This is a genomic window from Shewanella sp. MF05960 (assembly GCF_050849305.1).
Taxonomy (GTDB): Bacteria; Pseudomonadota; Gammaproteobacteria; order Enterobacterales; family Shewanellaceae; genus Shewanella.
In genome coordinates, this window is the sequence record NZ_JBOZPS010000008.1 from 87,668 (window position 1) to 110,234 (window position 22,567).

Consider the following 22,567-nt stretch of genomic DNA (forward strand, 5'->3'; position numbering starts at 1 on the left):
CCAGGTGTTTCTCCAATCTGTCATCCCTGAGTGCTTGTATCAGGGATCCAGGTGTTTCTGTTGACCTTGATTAAATATTCAAATCTCAAGGTCTTCCCAACGAGGATTGAACTTTTCAATTAATTGAATTTTCCATTCACGCTTCCAGTTTTTAAGCTGTTTCTCTCTGGTAATGGCATTATAGATGTCATCAAATACTTCGTAGTAAACTAACATTTTAATTGAATGTTCTTTGGTAAAGCCATCAGACAAGCCATTTTTATGCTCCCAATTTCGTCTGATTAAATCAGATGTCACTCCAGTATAGAGTGTGCCATTGGGCCGATTAGCCATGATGTAAATATATGATTGCTTATCCATAATTACTTAGCTCAATTAACGTAATCTCAAAATATAGCAGTTAAATGCGAGTTTCGTTGATCCTTAACAAAATTAAGAACTCTGTTACTGAATGCAAGATCTAAAGCCTACACCTGGATTCCGGCTCAAAAACATTGCCGGAACGACGTTGTAGTGGGCGTTATTTGTATGTAATGCAATTTCGCCCCATCCGCACGTCATCCCTGAGTGCTTGTATCAGGGATCCAGGTGTTTCTGTTGACCTTGTTTAAAAAGCAAAAAATTAACACCTGGATTCCGGCTTAAAAGCATTGCCGGAAAGACGTGTTAGTGGGCGGTATTTGAATACGAGTGAGCAAAAGACGTAGTGATGGGCGTTGTCATAATCTTCTTGCCGTCATCCCTGAGTGCTTGTATCAGGGATCCAGGTGTTTCTTTTGACCTTGCTTGGGCGTTGTTAGGAAAAACAACACCTGGATTCCGGCTCAAAAGCATTGCCGGAACGACGTGGTAGTGGACGTTGTTTGAATACGAGTGAGCAAACAACGAAGTAGTGGCATGCAAGTGTTGCCCTACCCGCTCGTCATCTTCTCGCACGTCATCCCTGAGTGCTCGTATCAGGGATCCAGGTGTTGCTGTTGACCTTGCTTGAGTATCAAAAGCATAAGGCAAACACCTGGATTCCGGCTTAAAATCATTGCCGGAACGACGTAGTAGTGAGCGTTGTTTGTATACGAATGAGTAAACAATTACTTAGTGGAATCCAACTGTTCCCTACCCGCTCGTCATCTTCTCGCACGTCATCCCTGAGTGCTTGTATCAGGGATCCAGGTGTTGCTGTTGACCTTGTTTTGGCACGGCATTAAAAGCAAAAACCAACACCTGGATTCCGGCTTAAAAGCATTGCCGGAAAGACGTAGTAGTGGGCGTTGTCGTAATCTTCTTGCCGTCATCCCTGAGTGCTTGTATCAGGGATCCAGGTGTTTCTGTTGATCTTGTACAAAAGCAAAAAGCTAACACCTGGATTCCGGCTCAAAAGCATTACCGGAACGACGTAGTAGTGGGCGTTGTCATAATCTTCTTGCCGTCATCCCTGAGTGCTTGTATCAGGGATCCAGGTGTTTCTGTTGACTTACCGCTTGTATAATTTAACTAGAGTAGTGCTTGTTCTATGTCTGCTATTAGGTCTTGAACATTCTCTAAACCAACCGAGATACGCAGTAGGTTGTCGGTGATGCCTGCGGCGAGTCGGGCTTCTGGGGTGTAGGGTGAGTGGGTCATGGATGCGGGGTGTTGGATGAGCGATTCTGCGTCGCCTAGGCTTACGGCGATGGTAAATAGCTTTACACGATTAACGAAGTTGATGGCGTCTTGTTTGTTGCCTTTTAATTCAAATGCAATGACGCCTCCGGCGCGTTTCATTTGGTTACCGACAAAGCGGTGGCCCTGGTGGTGTGTTAAGCCTGGGTAAAACACCTGGCTGAATTTAGGGTGTTTATATAAATACTCAGCTATCATTTCGGCGTTGTCGCAATGGCGGGTTAAGCGTACGTCTAGGGTTTTTAACCCGCGTAAGATTAACCATGCATCGTGTGGTGATATGACGCCACCAAAGTCTTTTAATATTTCGTATTTTAATCTGTGCATGTGTTCTGCATTACCGCACACAATCCCGGCTATCACATCACCATGACCGTTTAAGTATTTAGTGGCGCTGTGGATCACCATGTCGATACCTAATGAAAGCGGTTGTTGCAATAGTGGTGTCATAAAGGTGTTGTCGACGATTGACACAAGGTTATGCGCTTTAGCGACATTCGCCATCGCGGTAAGGTCAAACACTTGCAGATGCGGATTAACCGGGGTTTCGCAGAACAATACTTTGGTGTTTGGCTTAATCGCCGCCTCAACTGCGATCATGTCGGTGAAGTCGACTAATGTACTCGTAATGCCTAAGCGCGTTAGCTGGGTGGTCATTAGCGCGAAGGTACAACCATAAACGGCTTTAGACGCTACGAGATGATCGCCTGCATGTAAATGCGTCAATAATGCGCTTGATACTGCTGCCATACCCGATGCGGTTGCTGCAGCGTCTTCTGCGCCTTCTAATAGCGCCATTTTACGTTCTAGTTCTGCTGTGGTTGGGTTACCGAGGCGAGTATAAATATAACCGGGTTCTTCGCCTGCAAAACGGGCTCCGCCTTGCTCGGCGCTGTCAAAAACAAAGGTCGCGGTTTGGTATAAAGGGGTGGTGAGCGAGCCAAAAGCTTCGCGTTGATGTCCGCCATGAATGGCTAATGTGGCTAAGTTCCATTTACCTTGATTGTTATTTTGCATTGCTTCTCCCTGCGCCACCTTGTTATGAGTTGTTACCCTCTTTGGGGTTATTGTTGTGGTGATCGGAATTTAAGATACAGCGGAATAAAATATAACCAAGTGATTGTTGAAAAATAACCCTGTGGACGATGTAAAAACAATTTTACAAACAGCTGTTTACATCGTTTAAATCACCTATTTGAGTGCTGTAAATGCACGCAGAAGATGTGTGACAGCAGGCGATTAGTTCAGCAAAGATTGCTTAAGCTTTTGCATGCCTTGGTCAATGTTAACAAGTGGCTGGTAACCTAAGTCTTGTTTGGCGGCGCTGATGTCAAAGTAATGGCTGGTTGACAGTTGTCTTGCGACAAAACGCGTCATGATAGGTTCTTGTGATTTATTGAGTAAACCATATGCGGTTTCGAGCACCACACCTGCGACATAAGCAACACTTGCTGGAACACGTTTGGTTACTGGCGGTAAATCAACACAGGCGAGAATACGATTAAGCATATCTGCCATGGTAATAGGTTGATCGTTACTGAGAAAATATGCTTTACCTGCACACTTAGCATTAGTGACTAAATCTAACGCGGCTAAAACATGCGCATAGGCTGCATTGTCGACATAAATGGTATCGACCAGTTTATCTTCATGACCCACGAGCTTTAATCGCCCTGCCCGTGCACGTTCAATCACTCTTGGCACAAGATGAGGATCGTTGGGTCCCCAAATCAAGTGTGGCCGCAAAGCGGTAGTATAAAGTTGAGCGGAATTAGCCTCAAGCACCTGTTGCTCTGCGATGGCTTTAGATTCACCGTAATTATTGAGGTATGAGTCTGCGTAAGGTGCTGACTCATTGATGCCGTTTTCATCACGCCCGGCAAACGTCACGCTTGGGGTGCTGGTATAGACTAAACGTTGAATATTAAGCGTTTTACAGGCATTGATAATGTTGTTTGCACCATCGACATTGGGCGAGTAATAGCTTTGTTTACTGCCCCAAATCCCTGCTTTTGATGCCACATGAAACACCATGTCGCAACCTTGCATGGCTTGTTTAACGCTTTTGTAGTCACTGATATCGCCGCGGTGCATATCGACGCCCAGTTCTACCAGTTTTGGGTAATCACCACGGGCAAAACCCACTACCTGAATACCTGCAGCAATTAAACGCTGACAAATCGCCCATCCTAAAAAGCCACCCGCACCGGTGACAAACACCTTGTCGACTGACAATGCTAATTGCTTAAGCGCGGTTTGCTCTAGAGGATGTAAATCTGTCAGATTCATGCTGATGACCTTATTTAATACTTTTAGACGACTTTAAGACGAGGCTTATTCTTTCCACTGCTTTTGTGCCCACACCGCCAGTTTTTCTCTAAAGATTTTTGCGTTATGACGCACATCGACCGGGAATTGAGGATGAATTAAAAAGCGCCCTATTCCGTCGGTGTGTGGATATTGTTCTGCGATAGCTAATAGCTCTTGATACAGTGCTTTAGACGTTGAGCAGACGATGTCTTTTTGCAGTTCAATACACAATACCGGCACGATATTATCACCTAACTTAACGCCCACAACAGCCGAACGTTTTACTTGTGGATGGGTGTTAAATACGCGCTCACAGGGTAATGTATAAAAGCGCTTTATTCTTTGCTGGCCACGCGTAGCATCGACAATATGGCCTTTACGACCACACATCCATAATAAGCCATTATCGTCTATATACCCCACGTCACCCATGCGGTGCTTAACGTGTTCAGCGTCGTTAATTTTAGCTAATTCAGTGGCCTGTTGACGTTGATAATAAGCCTGGCTGACCATTGGGCCGCTGACGACAATTTCGCCAATTTCGTTAGCGGCAAGTTTTTTAACATCGACCCAATTAGGCTGGACCTTATCTGTGATGGCAATAATATCAACGCTAACTGTCGAGATTGGTTTTCCAACACAAATGCCCTTACCTTGATCGGTCAGTTCGCTGGTTGCAAACAATGCATGGCTACCAATCATGCTGATGGGTAACGATTCTGTCGCGCCGTAAGAATTCAGCACTTCAACCTGTGGGTTTAGCATGTGGCTAAAGCGTTTAATCGAACTAATTGTTGCCGGTGCGCCTGCTGATATCACTCGCTTAACGCTAGTGAGTTTATGCTGAGTTTGCTCGCCTGCTTGACCTAAACGCTCTAACAAGGCTGGGTTAACAAACATGTTGCTGCATTGATATTGCTCAATTGCGGCAAACAAATTAGCAGGATTCGCCGTTATCGGTTTACTGGCGTCCATGTCTGGCACAATCGATGCCATGCCGAGTGCTGGGCCAAATAATGAAAACAGCGGAAACGTTGCTAAGTCGCGCTCGCCTGGGCTAATGCCGTAATCATGTTTTAGGGCGCTGATTTGTGCTTCAAACATCGCGTGGCTATACACCACACCTTTTGGCGTACCTGTGCTGCCACTGGTAAACAAAATGGCCGCCATATCATCTGGTTTTAACAAGGCCATTTCAAAAGGATAAGCCTCATTTCGGCCGATTTCGGTAATGGTTTCTAAACTGGTGGCATTCGTTAACCAGCGCTGTAACCCTGAACCACCGACATTAATCACCTGTTTTACACTGCCTTTGCCCCAACCCAGTACGCGCCTGGCGATATGGGCTTTAGGAATACCGATAAAGGCGTCTGGTTGCGACTCTTCAAAACACTGTTTAAGGTTTTTAATCCCCATGCCTGGGTCGACTAAAATGGGGATGATACCGGCTTTGAATAAGGCAAACGTTAACGAGAAAAACTCAATGCTTGGGGTGACCATTAACACCGCTTTCATGCCACGTTTGATGCCGTATTGAATAAGCCCTTTGGCAATCATATCCGATTGTTGATGTAAGGTAACAAAGTCGATTTCTTGATAATTGAATTGGCCTTGCTTAAAGTGTTGCACTGCAACAGCAAGTCCGGCAGGCATAGTTTGCGCAGCCGTTTTAAGGTGCTGACAGATATTGGCATTAGCAAGAGCAGAGGTTTGAGTCATGTGGCTTCATTTTGGGCGAATGTGAATAACGCATATGCTGGCTAACAACAATAACGCCAACATATAGATAATTTTAGACGATTAAATAGCTAAAAGGCTCAAATGAGCCTTTTAGGGTGTAATTAATTTTTTGCGATAAAGTCTTTAATTAAGCCAATCACTTCGTCGCTGGCATCTTCAAGGATGTAATGACCGCAGTCAGCAAACTCGTGCACCGTTGCGTGAGGCATTCGCTGTCGCCATTCTTCTAAAAAATACTTATCGAATACAAAATCTTGTAAACCAAAACAAATCAATGTCGGTACTTCAGCAAACTCGCTTAAGCTATCGCCAATGCTAGTCACTAGGTCGTAGTTTCTGTCGCCAGGTTTGAGTGGAATGTCTTGTACAAAACGTAAGGTCGAAATACGGTTTTTCCACGAATCAAACGGCGCTACGTAAGCTTCACGCACTTCTTTAGACATGGGTTTGCGTTTAACACCCACATACGAGGCTGCTGATGAAAATGCATTTAAACCACGAACCAACAAGGTACCGAGTAAGGTTTCGCGGCAAATCCACAATGCCCAGGGAAAAGGCTTAGTTTTAGGAAGATGAAACGCTGCGGTGTTTAAACACACAATGCGTTTGATGCGCTCATGATGACGAGCCGCAAAGCCCATTCCTATCATACCGCCCCAGTCGTGTACCACGAGGGTGATGTTTTGTTTTACGTCTAAGCTGTCAAGTAACGCTTCTAAATCGTCAATACGGTTTTTTAAGGTGTAATCGTATTGTGGATCATCTGGCTTGTCTGATAAGCCGCAACCAATATGGTCTGGCACAATACATTGGTGTTGATCGCTCAACGCGCTCACTAGGTTACGGTAGTAGTAACTCCAACTCGGGTTACCGTGCACCATAACCACTGGCTCGCCCTGGCCTTCGTTGATGTAATGGAGTTTATTGCCGTTACGGTCTAAATAATGACTTTTAAAGGGCAGTAAGTTGTCTAGCATGATGCATCCTGTTAACTATTTTTATAATGATATGCAAAAATTCAGTGCAGCCTGAGGCTTACCACTTAATTCCTAACATCATGCAGTTTAAACCACTGCCTATGCCTAAAAAGCTGACCTGATCGCCAACACGTAAAAAACCTTCGTCGTGTGCGATGGCGGCGGTAACAGGTAAAGACACTGTGCCCATGTTGCCAAGCTTTTGGTAGGTTGGATATTCTTTCTCGTGCGGAATGTTTAATGCATTGAGCACTTGTCTGCGGTTTGATGCACCCACTTGATGACAAATCACTTTATCGACTTGCTCAACAACCCAGTCGCGTTGCTCTAAAAAGTGTTCCCACGTGTGTTTAGCAAGCTCAACACCTTCTTTAAGCAAGGTAACCGCATCGGTACGCATAAACTCGCGATACAATAAGTGCCCTGCTTCTTGCAGGCCCCATTGACACAATTGGTGATGTTCTGGTGCAGACAAATGGCTGGCACCCAGTAATTGATGTTGGCGTGTGGTTGTGAGTGGCAAGCTACCGTCTGTTAAAATAACAGCCACTGCGCCAGAACCGCCCGTTAGCGTTGCCAGCGACTGTGCAAAGTTTTGCATCGTCGGCTCCGCTAGCATGTGGTCAATTGTGGCATCGACGATGTCTCGTGCTGATTCGCACGACACCACCATACCCGCTTTAATTTGCCCAAGCTCGATACGGTTAGCAATGTCTAAAATACCCGACAACACCCCTAAACAGGCATTACTGATGTCGTAAATTGCAGTATCTTTGGACACGCCAAGCTCAGCAGCTATGCGGCACGCGGTAGCGGGTTCGTGTTGGTCACGGCACACTCCGGTATAAACCACTGCGCCTAGGTCACTGACATTAATGCCCGTTTCGTTGACGGCTTTACGTGCAGCGGCAATTGCCCCGTCTGATAAACGATGGCCTTTTGGCCACCAACGGCGCTCAGTAATACCCGTTAATGCGGCAAGTTGCCCCATTGGAATACGAAACTTTTGATATAGCGGTGCTAAGCGAGATTCTAAATCGCTACTCGACACTATTTGTGGTGCTAGCTCATAAGCCAGACTATTGATAAAGACGCGTGAATATTTCATTAAACCGTATAATTCGCTTCGCTCTAGCAAGCCCAAAGCCACTAGAATAATTGTTATTCATTATTAACCCGCCATTTGAACAAGAATGGCATCATTATTCAATCAAAAACCGCAGTTAAGTCGGCATCTTTGGCGTTTTTTTTACGGCTTTGTGAAGGCTGTTGATTAACTAGCGCCTTGATTATTACTGACTTACGTTAAATAAAATAGCTTAAACAAAGGCTTAGTTGTAAATGTAGATGTTATTCAACTTAAGCTGTTGTTTTAATTGCCTGGATAAAGGCATTTCGCGGTGTAACACTGTTTGCACAAAATTCACTCAGCGAAACATCATATCCATGCTGTTGCAAAAAACACACACGGTCGAGCAATAACCAAGCTTCTAATGCTCGACGAAATAAATGCGCGACTAAGTCTATGCGTTTTGTGAGTCGTTGTCGCGCTATTCCGCGTTGTAAAAATGCATCGAAGTCGATGTCGTTAGGAAGCACTAACTTTTTGTGATTTGCAGCCCACAGACAAAAATCGGCAAAACTGCCGCTGAGTTGGCTTTGTTTGACTGTTGGCACGGGTAGATAAGCATCAATCCCTCGCACCTGACGTTGCAGACTGTCAAAGCCTAAACGCCACGACACTTCTTGCAAGCGCAATGCCTGTTGCTTGGGACTGGCAATAACGCTTTGCTGTAATGGCAGTTGTAAGTCATGCCTTGAAAGCTTAACTTTACTGGCTTTAGCTTGAGTGGATAACGGTTGGTAGTGTTGGTCTTGTATTAAATGGTAACAACAAGGCGAAATCGAAATTGCTTGAGTGTTGGCCTTAGTCGCAAGGTCTAATAAACGCACATGCAAATCACCACAAGCATGCAATGCTATAACATGCTGCTGCGGATAAAATATCGTTTCATTGGGGTTAAGCGGCGCAAACGCATCGGCACAGATAAACCGTTGCGATAACTGCCATTGCTTGGCGAATGCCTGACCTTGCTGGCATAAGTTAGCTTGCCATTCGAGACTGGTGACTTCCACTTGTTGCTGCTTTGCGACCAATCGCCCTAAATGTCCTTTGCCAGCGCACCATTCTAATATCGGCAAACGCGTTAATGTCGTTTGATATTGCGGGTCGATTTGCTCGGAAAATGCTGTGATTTGTTGCCACTTTCGACCTTTAATATGCGCGCTAAAATGGGCTAAATCAGTGTGTTGTTCAGCCATTGATGCTGCTTGTTTACTTACTGCGCTAATGCTGCTTGTAGGCAAAGTAAATACTAACAAGCTTAACTGTTCAATGATCTCTGTTGCATGTTGGTGTTGGCTTTGTTTGAGGTCTCTTATCAAGCTTGGGAGCAGTGTGTCGATTAATAATTGCTGATCAGCATCAATTACATCAATTTCAGCATCGTCTAATTGCCACACTTTTTGCGCTAGATGAGGAAATGACGCCTGCCAAGGTAAGTGGTCACACTCAAATGCCACCAGCTGCCACAAGGGCGTTAAGCGTTCAAGCAATGAATCGAGTGCTGTAAACGTATGTTGATATTCGATTGAAGACATATTGATGCTGACAGTTAACCTTGGCTGATTGAAATGATAGGATGCGGGCTCAGATAACCCAAACCGGAATTGTAAACTATGCACTCGCCTTGTGTCGCCCGCTGTGGCTTAAATGCTGACGATTATTGTATGGGCTGTTTTCGCCACATCGACGAAATTGTCATTTGGTCACAAGCCACAGATCAGCAAAAACAACAGATTGTAGATAAGCTCAACGACAGAAAACAATTGTTTATGGGTGACAGTAATAACAAAACCTTGTCTCGCGCCGAATGGCTCGCTGCAGAGAAACGTATCAACAAGAGGTAAAAACCTAACAGCTAACACCTGGATTCCGGCTAAAAAGCATTGCCGGAACGACGTAGTAGTGGGCGGTGTTTGAATACGAATTAGCAAATGTGCCATTTGGCCCTACCCGCCCGTCATCTTTTGCCGTCATCCCTGAGATCTTGTATCAGGGATCCAGGTGTTTCTTAGATTTAAGGTTCTAGGAGGTCGCAAGCTCGCCCAGCGCGGACTTCGTCCTTCTAGGTTCTAGGTAAAGCTTGGCCCCACCCGCACGTCATCCCTGAGTGCTTGTATCAGGGATCCAGGTGTTTCTTTTGACCCTGCTTGGGCATTAAAAGCGTAAAATCAACACCTGGATTCCGGCTTAAAAGCATTGCCGGAACGACGTGGTAGTAGGCGTTGTCGTAATCTTCTTGCCGTCATCCCTGAGTGCTTGTATCAGGGATCCAGGTGTTGCTTAGATTCTAAAAGGACGAAGTCCGCTCTCTGGCGAGCTTGCGAGTTCCTAGAATCTAGGGCCTGGCACCAAAACCAACACCTGGATTCCGGCTAAAAAGCATTGCCGGAACGACGGAATAGCGGACGTTGTCCAAACGCGGGTAACCCTCTACTTCTTCATCATCGCTTTTAAGTCTGCGAATGGATTGAAGGTGGCGGCTTCTTGTTTGGCTTCTTTGGTGCTGCCGTAACGGATGAGTTCTTCAAAGCGAGAATGCTCATTGTCGTGACAGTACAAGCATAATAATTCCCAATTGGTACCATCTGAAGGATTATTGTCGTGGTTATGATCGCGGTGATGTACCGTGAGTTCAGAAAGGTTTTTATGGGTGAATTCTCGGGTGCAGCGGCCGCAGACCCATGGGTATAATTTAAGTGCTTGTTCGCGGTAACCCTTTTCACGGGAGGCTTTGTAGTCTCTGGCTTCTGCTAAGACTTTATCTAATTTACTTGGGTTTTGATTGGTTGACATGATGCATCACTTATACAAAAAAATTACCCCAAGGATAATCACTGTTATCGCTTGGGGCAATTGTTTATACGCTGTTATTTTACGATTATTCAGCTACTGGAGATGAATTCGATAAATAAAGGTAATGTAGGTAACGCTCATACTGAGTAATAATATCGGCAATAATCTGTGATTGAGTATAACCCATCACATCATATTGCTGTCCACCGTGCTCAAGATACACTTCAACTCGATAGAATGCCTGCTCAGCATTTTTATCGGTTAATTCTGCACCCATCATATTATGCGCTCGGATCCGTAAACCATACGCAAATGCCAGTGATTCATCTGAACCAATGACCAAACGTACGCGATCTTCACTCAATATAATTTCAGCATTGATGTGTTTAGCGATAAACGTATCTTTGACTTCATTCAATGCTGGGCGTGCAACTGTGTCTAAAAACACTTGTGCATCTTGATGGCTTGGTTGTGACACCAAAACGTCAAGACGGTCTTGCCAGCTCATGTTCGCTTTTACATACTGCACACTGGTGTTGTGCGACTGTACGCTGTTGATTTTAAGCCAGTCATCTTGCAATGCTCGGTATAAACCCACACACATAAATAGCATTACAATTAAGAAGGGTAATGCGCTGGCAATCGCGGCAGTTTGCAGAGCTTGTAATCCGCCCGCAACTAACAACACTGATGCAACCACACCTTGTAATAAAGCCCAGAAAATACGTTGCCATACTGGCGCATTTGCATCACCGCCAGAGGTCAGGTTATCAATCACTAATGAACCCGAATCTGATGAGGTTACAAAGAACGTCACCACTAAACACAATGCAATAACAGACAGTACGTTAGACATTGGCATGTGTTCAAAGAATTTAAACAACGCCACTGACACATCGCTTGATACCGCTTCAGCTAAATAGGTTGCACCGTGGTTCATAATGGCGTCGATAGCTGTGTTACCAAATACGGTCATCCATAGGAAGGTTAACGCGCTGGGTACAAACAACACACCGATTAAGAATTCACGAATAGTACGACCACGACTTACACGGGCGATAAAGGTACCGACGAATGGTGACCATGAAATCCACCAGCCCCAATACAGTAATGTCCAACCACCAATCCAATCATCTTTTTGCTCATAAGCATAGAGGTTAAACGTTTTACCTACGATGTCGCTTAAATAGCTACCGGTATTTTGTACAAATGATTGTAACAACATCACGGTTGGGCCAAGAATCAACACAAAAGCAAGTAACAAACAGGCTAAGCCAAGGTTAAGCTCACTTAAGCGTTTAACCCCTTTGTCTAAACCAGAAAACACTGACAATGTCGCAATACCAGTGATAACAATGATCAAACCAACCTGTACAGTGGTGTTATTTGGAATGTCACTCATTAAGTAACTCAAGCCAGAGTTAACCTGTAACACCCCAAAACCTAATGACGTTGCCACACCAAACATGGTGCCGATAACCGCAAAAGTATCAACCGCATGACCGATTGGGCCATAAATACGGTCACCAATTAACGGATATAGCGCCGAGCGTGGTAGCAAGGGTAATTTATGACGATAAGAGAAATACGCTAAGCTTAATGCTACAACTGCGTAAATAGCCCATGCATGGATACCCCAGTGGAAAAAGGTAATTTTAAGCGCATCTTTAGCGGCTTGAATGCTTTCAGGTGTTGCATCTGGCGGCGCAAGAAAATGCATTACCGGTTCTGCCACACCAAAAAACATTAAGCCAATACCCATACCTGCTGAAAACAGCATAGCAATCCAGCTTTTATAGCTGTAATCAGGTACTGAATGGTCAGGGCCTAATTTAATATCACCAAAACGGCTGACCATGACAAAAAGGATAAAAATTAAGAATACCGCCACGCCTAGAATATAAAGCCAACCCGCTTTAATTTCTAACCATGACTGCACACTTTTAAAGAAGTTACTGGCGCCTTCTGGCCAAATGGCACAGAACAACACCATAAAAAAGATGATCACCACCGATGAAATAAACACCGGCGGATTAATACTCGACTTTATTGACATAAAATCTCCAAGATAGAGAAAAATAAAAACAAAATGAGTCAGCCATGAACAAAATTGCTCAAGCCAACATAAATTCTATTTCAATTTGGGACAAGGGCAGATATTACCATAGACAAAAATAAAACAAATGGAAAGTCTGCGGTTTGTGATAAACATTGCGCTCTAATTGATATAAAAAAGGTTTGAGCCACAAATTGGGCTGAAACCTTTATTTTCACTACTTATGTAAGATGCAATGAGACTTAACGAGCGAGTAACGTGAGTGATAATCCTAAATGTGGATAGTCCTACGTTATTCCGCTTTATTGTTGGCTATACCTGCCGTTAAGTTAAAGCGCATTGCATCTTCAAATGACCAATCAACAAAGATTAAATCATCACGTTTAACCAAACTGGTCACTCCAGCCATTTGGTAACTGAGCTGAAATAATACTGGCACCCAATCGCCATCTGGCAGAGCATCGGCTAACGGCTGCGGTGCTGACTCACTCATAATAAACCCTACCACATAGCCGCCATTGGCTTGTTTCACTAATACGGTTTTTTGGGTTTTAGGCTCGCCGTCGCGGTTCATTAAGCTAGCAATATCACGAATACTGCCATACACAGATTTAAACAACGGAAATTTCATCAGTTGCTTTTCAATCCAACCGTAAACCCAAGCGATAGGGCTGACTGAAAAAAGCAAACCTGCGACAAACACTAGGCTGGCAACCAGGCCAAAACCGGCGCCGACAAACACAGATTGAACACCCACAAGTTCAAGTAATAATTTACCTAAACCATCAAGTGATATAAATAGCGACCAAAAAAGCCAAATGGATAACACCATTGGCAATAAATTCATTAAACCACGGGCAAGGGTCTTTTTCATTAAACACACAAAAGCAGAAAAAACAGGTCAAAAATGTTAACACAGTTTGCTGATTAGTCACTTCAAATCTACTGAGGTTTAGTATCGGCTAACAATCTGGGATCGGTTAAAACCTGTTAACGGCTATGTGTATCTCATATCACAGGCTGCAAACATAATAGATTACTTATTTGTTTTAGCGACATTCACCCATTGATGACGGCCTAACTCTAATAACACCCCAATGGCCAAGCCTGCTGCAGTATTGATTAATAAGCATGTTGCTGCGGTTGAAAAAATAACAAAAATACAAAAAGGTTTACCATCGATAAACCGCTTTGACCACGCTAATTGTGTACCGGCTATGGCAAGTAGGCTGCCTAAAATAGCGAGAGGAATAAATGAAAGTGCACTGGCAATGCCCTGGCCCCAAAAAATAGCAATGAGTATACATGTACTGCCAAAAATGGTGGGGGCTAACCAGGTGCGGGCCCCAAAGTGATATTGTACGGCTAGTCCTCCGGCGCCATGGCACATGGCTGTAGCCCCAAAAGGCGCTAACAATAAATTAGCCCAACCAGAACTCTTAGCAAATTGTTGTGGCTCAAATTTAGCGGCATCTTCTGGGAATTTATGTTTCGCCATTGCCGATACGGCAATCACGGCATTAGTTAATGTTAGGGCTAATTGCGGTAATACTAATAGCATTGCAGCTGAGCCCCATTCATCGATACTCGGCCAACTTAATTGCCATGCACTGGCCTGGCTAAAATTAAAGCTAGGTGCTGTACCGCTGGTATATTGCCAAGTAATACCAAGGATAATCACTAACGGCATGACCAAATATTGCATTGACATATAACGGCTAGCGAACAATAACCCAAAGGCCAATAAACCAATAAACCAAGTTTCGCTCATCATGACACCACCGAGCCAAATAAGCTGGAGTCCTATTGCTAACTGGATACCAATACTGATTGCTGGCGATAACTGCTTGGCCATCCATTGAATAATACCGCTATAAGCTAATATCAGCAGGATAATACCCATTAATATGGCTGATGCCTGGAGCATTCCCAGCGACATGCCTTCTGCAATAACTAACGCACTGATCACCTTCATAGGTTGCACAGGCATGGGTCTTCGGTAATACAGTGCGGTAAATAATGCAAACAAACCGAAACCGAAAAATATCCCTTGAGGAGAGAAGTGATTAAGCGCAATTAAACCTAACACTAAAGGAAGGAAGGTGCCTAAGTCCGCAAATGCGCCACTAAATTCACCTGAAATCTTATTGACGTTGTCGTATCGATTGATTTCACGTCTCATAAATCTTGCCGAAGGTAATAGATACTCAAATATAGCAATTACAGTGCCACATCAAAAGTGAGAACCACGTCAAAGTAAAAGACTGATTGACAAAATTATTGGGACAATTTGAACCAGTAGATATTATCAATACTGTCATTATGTCCACATTACAGTGGTTGTTTCCCTTCAAATAACTACGTAGAGCAAAGGCGGCTGGATTGATACCGTTAGATATAGTGAAAAACTCGCCGAAAACGTGTTTAACCGGTATAAAAAAGCCCCTATTAAGGGGCTTAACAAACATAGCATCACGATTAAGTGTCGTGTAAGACGTTTACATCTTATGATTGAAACGTTACAGGTTTTTTTCCATGTCTTCATAAGAAGTATGGCGAACATCTTTACCTTTTACATAGTAAATTACGTATTCACAGATGTTTTTACAACGGTCGCCAACACGCTCTACTGCGCGAGCGGCCCATAATACGTCCAGCACACCTGGTATTGAGCGTGGGTCTTCCATCATGTAGGTCATTAACTGACGAATAATACCTTCGTACTCTTTGTCTAATTTGGCATCTTCTTTATGCAACTCAAGAGCTTGCTCAGCATCCATACGTGCAAGCGCATCTAGGGTTGAGTGCAGCATGCGCGTTGCGTGACGGCCCATGCTTTCTATGCTGACAAGTAAAGGTTGCTGGCTATTTGCCCGTTTTTCAAGCGCGGCTTTGGCAATACGCACACATGCATCACCAATACGCTCAAGATCCGCAATGGTTTTTGAAATAGCGATAATCATGCGTAAGTCACTTGCTGCGGGTTGACGCTTAGCAATAATACGGGTGCACTCTTCGTCAATCGCCACTTCCATGCCGTTGACTCTGTGGTCGCCTTCAATCACTTTTTGCGCCAGTTCAGCATCTAATGTCGTTAAGGCATCAAGTGCTTGCTCAAGTTGACGCTCAACTAAACCGCCCATGGCCAATACACGGTTACGAATATCTTCAAGTTCAGCATTGAACTGACCAGAGATGTGTTTACTTAAATTCATTTTTTCCATCTTACCCACCTAACATTTGTTTGTTTATTAAAAGCGTTTATCGCCAGGATTAACCATAACGACCGGTAATATAATCTTCGGTTTTACGCTTTTTAGGGGTAGTAAAAATCGTGTTGGTATCGGCGTATTCAACCAATTCACCCATGTACATAAACGCCGTTTGGTCTGACACTCGTGCAGCTTGCTGCATGTTATGCGTCACAATCACCACGGTGTACTGTTGTTTAAGCTCAGTGATCAACTCTTCAATGGTTAAGGTTGAAATAGGATCCAGCGCCGATGTCGGTTCATCGAGTAATAACACTTCTGGCTCAATCGCAATGGCACGAGCTATCACTAAACGCTGTTGCTGACCGCCAGATAAACCAAAAGCATTGTCGTGTAAGCGGTCTTTAACTTCGTCCCAAATTGCTGCACCGCGTAATGAACGCTCTGCGGCTTCATCTAATTCACGGCGGTTATTTAACCCTTGTAAACGTAAGCCATAAACCACGTTTTCGTAGATTGATTTAGGGAACGGGTTTGGACGCTGAAACACCATGCCGACGTTACGACGCAATGACGCGACATCGACTTTCTTGTCATAGATATTTTGCCCATGAAGCAAAATTTCGCCGTCGATTTTACAGTTATCAACCAGGTCGTTCATGCGGTTAATACAACGTAAAAGCGTTGATTTACCACAACCACTTGGACCAATAAATGCCGTCACTTGTTTTTTAGGGATCTTCATCGACACATCAAATAACGCTTGTTTGTCACCGTAACGTAAATCAAGGTTACGGATCTCAAGTGCGGTATCCTGCGCGGGTAAGTTAACTAAATCAACTGCTTGTGTTTGCATTGCTGAACTATCAATAGAAATCATTTTTCTTTCCTTCAGGATATCGCTAATTAGTGTTCTAGCGAACGGAATTTTTCACGTAAATGGTTGCGCACGCTAATCGCGGTTAAGTTAAGTGCAACAATTACTGATACTAATAAGAACGATGTTGCATACACCAATGGGCGAGCAGCTTCAACGTTAGGGCTTTGGAAGCCTACATCGTAAATATGGAAACCTAAGTGCATGAACTTACGCTCTAAATGCACAAACGGGAAGTTCATATCTATCGGTAATGTTGGCGCTAATTTAACCACGCCCACCAACATCAACGGTGCCACTTCACCCGCTGCACGCGCTACCGCTAAAATCAAACCGGTCATAATGGCTGGGCTTGCCATTGGCACAACAATGCGCCATAAGGTTTCTGCTTTGGTTGCCCCTAATGCCAGGCTGCCTTGACGTACCGCACTTGGGATACGGCTTAAGCCTTCCTCTGTCGATACAATCACAACCGGTAAAGTTAGGATGGCCAATGTAAGCGCAGACCAAATCACCCCTGGTGAGCCAAATGTCGGTGCTGGTAACGCTTCAGGGAAAAACAATTGGTCAATTGATCCGCCCATCATGTAAACAAAGAAGCCTAAACCGAACACACCATAAACAATCGACGGCACACCTGCTAAGTTAATCACCGCGATACGGATCATCTTAGTAATAGGGCCTTTCTTAGCGTACTCGTGCAAGTAAATCGCTGCGACAACACCAAATGGCGTCACAATGACAGCCATTAACATCACCATGAACACGGTACCGAAAATGGCTGGGAATACCCCACCCTCAGTGTTGGCTTCACGTGGGTCATCGTTGACAAATCGGCCAATACCGACAAACCAGTGACCCACTTTTTGAATGACATTCATGTGGTTAACGTAGCTAACATCTAAAATAGAGTCTAGCTTGAGTATGACTTCTTCACCGCGCATGTCACGCACTACAACCGAGTCTCGAGCCGCCTGGTCGCGCAGTGCAAACAAGTCTTTTTCAAGCACAAGGTAGTCTTGGTTTAACTGCTCTATTTGCGCTTTAATATCGGCTTTGCGCTTGTCGGTTAGTTCGCCATCAAGCTCATAGCCACGTTGCTTTAAACGTAGGCGCTCTATTTGATAGTTAATTGAGCCGATGTCCGATTTTTGTAAGCTTAATGCCTGGTCAGCAATATCAACCGCACGGTCAATATGGCTAAATAAAGAGGCTTCAATATCGGCTTCGTTATTGAGTTCTAGGCGTTTACCATCTTCAATCACTGCCACTGGGTAGCCATAGAAGTTACCGTTTTTGGTACGTTCTAGTTTTGCGACATCAGCTGGTGTAGTGCGGCTCACGATATCTGTGGCTAAAATCCAGCGAAAATCCAGGCCAACAAATTCACGGTTACCGGTTTTAACGAGGTAACGTGTGACAAACTCACCAGGGTGTTCAGTGAATTTATGACCTGCTGAGATTAAGCGCTCTGTTGGCACTTCTTCACGGTCGTAAATCTCACCAATTAAGGTGCTTTTCACCCCGTTGTTATCTTCTAGTTGCCATTCGTAAATGTCAGCTGGCCAAAAGTAACTTAAGCCACGCCATGCGATTAACAGTAATAAGCCTAAAACGGCAATTAAACTGATACTTACGGCACCACCGGTCATCCAAATCCACGGTGAACCTGATTTAAACCACTTACCCATTGCACAAACCTCTCAAGGCGATTGGCGAAATAATCAATATATGAGTCATCATCTTTCCTTACAGTGAGCTATAACGGTCGCGTAAACGCTGACGTACGACTTCTGCAATGGTGTTGAAGAAGAAGGTGAATATAAACAGGACAAAGGCGGCTAAGAACAGCACTCGATAGTGCGAACTGCCAATGGCTGACTCTGGCATTTCTACCGCAATGTTAGCTGCCAAGGTACGCATACCTTCAAACACACTCCACTCTAATATTGCTGTGTTACCGGTTGCCATTAATACAATCATGGTTTCACCTACGGCGCGGCCAAGTCCCATCATAATGGCAGAGAAAATGCCTGGACTTGCTGTTAACAATACCACTCGAGTCAAGGTTTGCCAGTTGGTGGCACCTAATGCCAAGCTGCCGTTTGATAAGTGACGAGGCACCGAGAAAATCGCATCTTCGGCAATCGAGAAAATAGTGGGGATAACCGCAAAGCCCATCGCAATACCGACCACAAACGCGTTACGTTGGTCGAAGGTAATGCCTAAATCATTCGTGATAAATTGACGCGTATTACCGTCAAACAATGCCACTTCAATCACGGGGCTAATGGTGAACGAGAACCAACCAACAAAGATTATCACTGGTAGTAACATCAGCTCTTGATAGGTTTCTGGTAAGCGGTGCTTCCAGGTTTCTGGCATTTTGCTCCATGCAAATGCGGTGGATAGTATCGATATTGGCAATAACATCAATAACATCACGATGCCGGGTAAATGATCTTCAATCAGTGGCGCTAACCATAAACCTGCTAAGAAACCCAAAATAACTGTTGGCAATGCTTCCATAATTTCAATGGTCGGTTTTACCACATTACGCACTTTAGGTGTCATGAAGTAAGCCGTGTAAATCGCGCCTGCAATGGCTAAAGGCACAGCAAACATCATGGCGTAGAACGCAGCTTTCATGGTACCAAACGCTAATGGCATTAAACTTAATTTAGCTTCAAAGTCGTCTGAACCTGAGGTTGACTGCCATACATATTGCGGCTCTGGGTAACCTTCGTACCACACTTTTTGCCACAAGGCGCTCCACGAAACTTCTGGGTGGTCGTTTTCAACGGCAAACAGATTAAGCTTGTTATCCGCTTCAATAATCAACGCATTTGAACGCGGGCTAAACGCCATTAAACCAGGGTTAGGCAGGCTGTACTTTTCATCAAACAGGTTACGTTGGCTGGTGGTGTACAGTAGGGTTAACTCCCCTTCTGAACTTAATACCGCAAGACTTTTACGATAAAACTCTGTCGCCATGGCGCTCACTGGCGCGATATCGTCAAATTCACGAATTTGCTGGTACAAGCGGCCTTTATCGCCATTCACCTGGAAATATTGGCTAATCACACCACTGTCGTAGCTGATCATAATTGAGCTAGCACCTGCAAGTAAATTCACTTGCTTAATTTTGGCCTCACCCCTTTTAACATCCAGCACTTGCAGTAATTCAACCTCGTCAGCCTCGCGAGTGTTGTACACAAATAACTTTTCTGTGGTGCTTAAAATTAATTGGCGATGATCGGGCGTCATTAACGCTGACACCACTTGTTTAGGTGCATCTTCAACAAACACTTCGATAGAAGCCCATTCAACTTCTTCTGTCATCATGTTTTCTTCGCCTTCTTGGCGATTGAGCTTCCATGCACCATTAGCATCCTGGTAGGCAAAGCTCATGCGACTGCCGCTGTAATCAAACACTAGGTTGTATACGGCGCCGTCTTCGTTGATGGTTAAGGGTCCATCACCGATTGGATAAGTTAATTTAGGCGTAATTTGACGCTGATTGTCCGGATAGGTCACCGTAAAATCGATGCCGACAACTATCACCTGGCCATTGCTTAAGCCTAATGCAAAGCGTTGCTCGCTTGGGCTCGATTTAGCGCTACTGGTAATGGTCGCGCCTTCTGGCAAGGTCGGTGTAAACGTTGAGATTAATTGCCCCGTTGTTGATGAGTAAAAATCAACCGTACCTAGTTGCGTGACGCGATATAACACTTCGTTTTGTTCGTCACTGCCAATCATTAGCGTCTTGGCATCAGTATGTTGATAACTCACACTGGTTACAGGTTCTATATGTGCGCCATCAAAGATAGGCTTGATGACATACAGCAAGTAAAAAAATATTAATAACAAAGCCACAAACACCATAGTGCCGCCGACTGTTATCCCAAACTCTGCTGCTTTATCCTTAAATGCTCTGCGTGATGCTTGTTTACCCGCAAGTAAACTTTTTTCAGCAGAACCAGGCTGATTTACCTGACTTTCCATTAAGAACCTCTAATAATTAATCGATGCCATAATTAGCGCTTTGATTGTGCAGTTTACTGTGCTAACAATAAATATTTATGACTGAATGGCGATTTCTAAAGCGTTAACTTAACTCAGTAAATTAACAACGAATATTGTGGCCTAAAGCCCTATCATTATTCATCACTCAATCGCCACCAGCTGCATAAGTCAATCGTCGTTAAACAACCGTAAAGCCATAACACAATCTTAAGTGGCTGCGATTATATGACGTAAAGATGACAGTTGTGTTACAGCCAATGTATATAGGAGAAATATCGTATGATGCGTTACCTTATCACTTTGCAAGCACCTGATAGAAAAGGATTAGTAGAACAGATCGCCAATGTCGTTAGTCGCCACAATGGCAACTGGCTTGATTCTGAAATGCGCCATATTGATGGTGTTTTTGCCGCAATATTACAGTTAGAAGTGCCAGCATTAAAATGGGACGAGCTGGTTGATGCGCTTGAATGCATTGACGGCCTCACCATGACCTTCTCAAAAACCAGTTTAAGTGCACAGCCTATCAAGCAACTCCGTTACAACCTTGTCGCTTATGATCGCCCGGGTATTGTTTTGCATATTTCCAATAAAATGAATGCATTAGGCATTAATATTGAAAAATTTAGTAGCCAATATGAAACCGCAAGCCATACCGGGATTGCCTTATTTAGGGCCACAATGGAGCTAGGACTTACCGATCCCGCTCAGGAAGAGATGATTGCCACTTCCCTGTATGAAATGGGTGACGATGTGGTATTAGATAAATTGGGCCAGTCAGCTTAAAAAGTTAACAGACAAACAGCACATAAACCATGTTGGGCAAATTAAGGCTAAATTCCATTTTCATCATCTGCTAAACTGCCAGCAAATAAAGACGATAAAATGGATTCACCATGTTTGGAACGCTATCAAAACTGAAAACCCACCTCAATGACAACCATGAGGTGGAGTATCATTTACCTGTCGGTGAGGCGCGCTTGTCGCTAAACCCATTAATTGGTAAAACGCTTACCATGACTCACACGGGTAATATTTTTTGCAGCAGCTGCGGAAAAAAAACCAAAAAGAGTTACTCGCAAGGCCACTGCTATGTGTGTATGACTAAGCTGGCCAGTTGCGATATGTGCATTATGAAACCAGAAACCTGTCACTTTGATCAAGGTACTTGCCGTGAACCAGAGTGGGCCATGTCAAATTGCTTTGTGCCGCATTATGTTTATTTGTCTAATACTTCTGGCATTAAAGTCGGCATTACGCGTCACACGCAAATCCCTACACGCTGGATTGACCAGGGTGCCACTCAGGGCTTACCTATTTTTAAAGTGTCTACGCGCAAAATGTCGGGCTTAATTGAAATTGAACTAGCCAAATTCATTAACGACAAAACCCATTGGCAAGCCATGCTGAAAGGTCACAATGATGACATTGACCTGGTTGAGCAAGCTGCGCAACTTATTCCGTTAATTGAAGATAGACTGCAAGCCCTTGCTATAGAGCATGAAGATATTGTCATCGAGCGTTTAGATGCCAATATTCAGGCCATTAGCTACCCTATTACCGCGTTTCCAACCAAAGTGAAATCACATAACTTTGATAAAATTGCTGAGGTCACAGGGACATTGCAAGGCATTAAAGGTCAATACCTGATTTTTGATACTGGGGTGATTAACATTCGTAAGTTTTCATCTTATGAAGTTGAAGTGAGTTATTAAGTAATCATCACATTGGGTTAAGTATTGTGGCGACTGCTGTTCTCTATGTTCAGCAGTCTCACTGATTGATAAGTTA

At 44.1% G+C, this 22,567-nt stretch carries 18 protein-coding genes; 3 read left to right on the forward strand and 15 right to left on the reverse strand.

The window, feature by feature from the left end; all coding sequences use genetic code 11:
- Nucleotides 1-78 precede the first annotated feature (78 nt).
- The 7 genes from ACROAE_RS10030 to ACROAE_RS10060 all read right to left on the reverse strand — a co-directional run bounded on the left by ACROAE_RS10030 (nt 79) and on the right by ACROAE_RS10060 (nt 9,347).
- Entirely contained in the window at nt 79-360 is a 282-nt protein-coding gene (locus ACROAE_RS10030) for a GIY-YIG nuclease family protein (protein WP_124731388.1), read from the reverse strand.
- Nucleotides 361-1,491: 1,131 nt separating this feature from the next.
- The gene (gene megL, locus ACROAE_RS10035; RefSeq protein ID WP_432401306.1) at nt 1,492-2,676 is read right to left on the reverse strand and encodes a methionine gamma-lyase; all 1,185 of its coding nucleotides are present in this window, start codon (nt 2,674-2,676) and stop codon (nt 1,492-1,494) included.
- A gap of 222 nt (nt 2,677-2,898) precedes the next feature.
- Nucleotides 2,899-3,948 (reverse strand): 2-alkyl-3-oxoalkanoate reductase, encoded by a 1,050-nt coding sequence (gene oleD / locus ACROAE_RS10040; protein ID WP_432401308.1) that lies wholly within the window; start codon nt 3,946-3,948, stop codon nt 2,899-2,901.
- Between the two features lie 45 nt (nt 3,949-3,993).
- Entirely contained in the window at nt 3,994-5,688 is a 1,695-nt protein-coding gene (oleC, locus tag ACROAE_RS10045) for an olefin beta-lactone synthetase (protein WP_432401310.1), read from the reverse strand.
- Between the two features lie 122 nt (nt 5,689-5,810).
- Complete coding sequence (locus ACROAE_RS10050) at nt 5,811-6,686, reverse strand: alpha/beta fold hydrolase (RefSeq protein WP_432401312.1); 876 nt, start codon at nt 6,684-6,686, stop codon at nt 5,811-5,813.
- Nucleotides 6,687-6,744: 58 nt separating this feature from the next.
- Complete coding sequence (locus tag ACROAE_RS10055) at nt 6,745-7,794, reverse strand: 3-oxoacyl-ACP synthase III (RefSeq protein ID WP_432401314.1); 1,050 nt, start codon at nt 7,792-7,794, stop codon at nt 6,745-6,747.
- Nucleotides 7,795-8,045: 251 nt separating this feature from the next.
- Nucleotides 8,046-9,347: a methyltransferase gene (locus tag ACROAE_RS10060; protein ID WP_432401316.1), complete on the reverse strand. Its 1,302-nt coding sequence runs from the start codon at nt 9,345-9,347 to the stop codon at nt 8,046-8,048.
- A gap of 78 nt (nt 9,348-9,425) precedes the next feature.
- Here ACROAE_RS10060 and ACROAE_RS10065 point away from each other — a divergent pair, with 78 nt between their 5' ends.
- A complete protein-coding gene (locus ACROAE_RS10065; RefSeq protein ID WP_432401318.1) occupies nt 9,426-9,656 on the forward strand; it encodes a DUF1289 domain-containing protein in 231 nt (76 codons plus the stop codon).
- Nucleotides 9,657-10,242: 586 nt separating this feature from the next.
- Here ACROAE_RS10065 and ACROAE_RS10070 read toward each other — a convergent pair.
- From ACROAE_RS10070 to ACROAE_RS10105, 8 genes are all read right to left on the reverse strand, one after another.
- Nucleotides 10,243-10,605 carry a YajD family HNH nuclease gene (locus ACROAE_RS10070; RefSeq protein ID WP_432401320.1) on the reverse strand — a complete coding sequence of 121 codons (363 nt, stop codon included), beginning with the start codon at nt 10,603-10,605 and terminating at the stop codon, nt 10,243-10,245.
- Between the two features lie 85 nt (nt 10,606-10,690).
- Entirely contained in the window at nt 10,691-12,661 is a 1,971-nt protein-coding gene (locus ACROAE_RS10075; protein ID WP_432401322.1) for a BCCT family transporter, read from the reverse strand.
- A gap of 292 nt (nt 12,662-12,953) precedes the next feature.
- Nucleotides 12,954-13,535 carry a DUF502 domain-containing protein gene (locus tag ACROAE_RS10080; protein WP_432401324.1) on the reverse strand — a complete coding sequence of 194 codons (582 nt, stop codon included), beginning with the start codon at nt 13,533-13,535 and terminating at the stop codon, nt 12,954-12,956.
- A 162-nt stretch (nt 13,536-13,697) separates the two neighbouring features.
- Complete coding sequence (locus ACROAE_RS10085; protein ID WP_432401326.1) at nt 13,698-14,843, reverse strand: putative sulfate/molybdate transporter; 1,146 nt, start codon at nt 14,841-14,843, stop codon at nt 13,698-13,700.
- A 337-nt stretch (nt 14,844-15,180) separates the two neighbouring features.
- Entirely contained in the window at nt 15,181-15,885 is a 705-nt protein-coding gene (phoU, locus tag ACROAE_RS10090; RefSeq protein ID WP_432401328.1) for a phosphate signaling complex protein PhoU, read from the reverse strand.
- 49 nt (nt 15,886-15,934) lie between these two features.
- On the reverse strand, nt 15,935-16,753 hold the full coding sequence (pstB, locus tag ACROAE_RS10095) for a phosphate ABC transporter ATP-binding protein PstB (protein WP_432401330.1): 819 nt from the start codon (nt 16,751-16,753) through the stop codon (nt 15,935-15,937).
- A gap of 26 nt (nt 16,754-16,779) precedes the next feature.
- Complete coding sequence (gene pstA / locus ACROAE_RS10100; protein WP_432401332.1) at nt 16,780-18,441, reverse strand: phosphate ABC transporter permease PstA; 1,662 nt, start codon at nt 18,439-18,441, stop codon at nt 16,780-16,782.
- A gap of 58 nt (nt 18,442-18,499) precedes the next feature.
- Nucleotides 18,500-20,755 carry an ABC transporter permease subunit gene (locus tag ACROAE_RS10105; RefSeq protein WP_432401334.1) on the reverse strand — a complete coding sequence of 752 codons (2,256 nt, stop codon included), beginning with the start codon at nt 20,753-20,755 and terminating at the stop codon, nt 18,500-18,502.
- A 300-nt stretch (nt 20,756-21,055) separates the two neighbouring features.
- Here ACROAE_RS10105 and ACROAE_RS10110 point away from each other — a divergent pair, with 300 nt between their 5' ends.
- A complete protein-coding gene (locus ACROAE_RS10110) occupies nt 21,056-21,562 on the forward strand; it encodes a glycine cleavage system protein R (RefSeq protein WP_432401336.1) in 507 nt (168 codons plus the stop codon).
- Nucleotides 21,563-21,672: 110 nt separating this feature from the next.
- On the forward strand, nt 21,673-22,491 hold the full coding sequence (locus ACROAE_RS10115) for a DUF2797 domain-containing protein (RefSeq protein ID WP_432401338.1): 819 nt from the start codon (nt 21,673-21,675) through the stop codon (nt 22,489-22,491).
- Nucleotides 22,492-22,567 lie beyond the last annotated feature (76 nt).

What these genes read in the sequence shown, in the direction of transcription:
- ACROAE_RS10030 (WP_124731388.1), bottom strand. Translation starts at nt 360, where the DNA reads ATGGATAAGCAATCATATATTTACATCATGGCTAATCGGCCCAATGGC.
- megL (WP_432401306.1), bottom strand. Translation starts at nt 2,676, where the DNA reads ATGCAAAATAACAATCAAGGTAAATGGAACTTAGCCACATTAGCCATT.
- oleD (WP_432401308.1), bottom strand. Translation starts at nt 3,948, where the DNA reads ATGAATCTGACAGATTTACATCCTCTAGAGCAAACCGCGCTTAAGCAA.
- oleC (WP_432401310.1), bottom strand. Translation starts at nt 5,688, where the DNA reads ATGACTCAAACCTCTGCTCTTGCTAATGCCAATATCTGTCAGCACCTT.
- ACROAE_RS10050 (WP_432401312.1), bottom strand. Translation starts at nt 6,686, where the DNA reads ATGCTAGACAACTTACTGCCCTTTAAAAGTCATTATTTAGACCGTAAC.
- ACROAE_RS10055 (WP_432401314.1), bottom strand. Translation starts at nt 7,794, where the DNA reads ATGAAATATTCACGCGTCTTTATCAATAGTCTGGCTTATGAGCTAGCA.
- ACROAE_RS10060 (WP_432401316.1), bottom strand. Translation starts at nt 9,347, where the DNA reads ATGTCTTCAATCGAATATCAACATACGTTTACAGCACTCGATTCATTG.
- ACROAE_RS10065 (WP_432401318.1), top strand. Translation starts at nt 9,426, where the DNA reads ATGCACTCGCCTTGTGTCGCCCGCTGTGGCTTAAATGCTGACGATTAT.
- ACROAE_RS10070 (WP_432401320.1), bottom strand. Translation starts at nt 10,605, where the DNA reads ATGTCAACCAATCAAAACCCAAGTAAATTAGATAAAGTCTTAGCAGAA.
- ACROAE_RS10075 (WP_432401322.1), bottom strand. Translation starts at nt 12,661, where the DNA reads ATGTCAATAAAGTCGAGTATTAATCCGCCGGTGTTTATTTCATCGGTG.
- ACROAE_RS10080 (WP_432401324.1), bottom strand. Translation starts at nt 13,535, where the DNA reads ATGAAAAAGACCCTTGCCCGTGGTTTAATGAATTTATTGCCAATGGTG.
- ACROAE_RS10085 (WP_432401326.1), bottom strand. Translation starts at nt 14,843, where the DNA reads ATGAGACGTGAAATCAATCGATACGACAACGTCAATAAGATTTCAGGT.
- phoU (WP_432401328.1), bottom strand. Translation starts at nt 15,885, where the DNA reads ATGGAAAAAATGAATTTAAGTAAACACATCTCTGGTCAGTTCAATGCT.
- pstB (WP_432401330.1), bottom strand. Translation starts at nt 16,753, where the DNA reads ATGATTTCTATTGATAGTTCAGCAATGCAAACACAAGCAGTTGATTTA.
- pstA (WP_432401332.1), bottom strand. Translation starts at nt 18,441, where the DNA reads ATGGGTAAGTGGTTTAAATCAGGTTCACCGTGGATTTGGATGACCGGT.
- ACROAE_RS10105 (WP_432401334.1), bottom strand. Translation starts at nt 20,755, where the DNA reads ATGGAAAGTCAGGTAAATCAGCCTGGTTCTGCTGAAAAAAGTTTACTT.
- ACROAE_RS10110 (WP_432401336.1), top strand. Translation starts at nt 21,056, where the DNA reads ATGATGCGTTACCTTATCACTTTGCAAGCACCTGATAGAAAAGGATTA.
- ACROAE_RS10115 (WP_432401338.1), top strand. Translation starts at nt 21,673, where the DNA reads ATGTTTGGAACGCTATCAAAACTGAAAACCCACCTCAATGACAACCAT.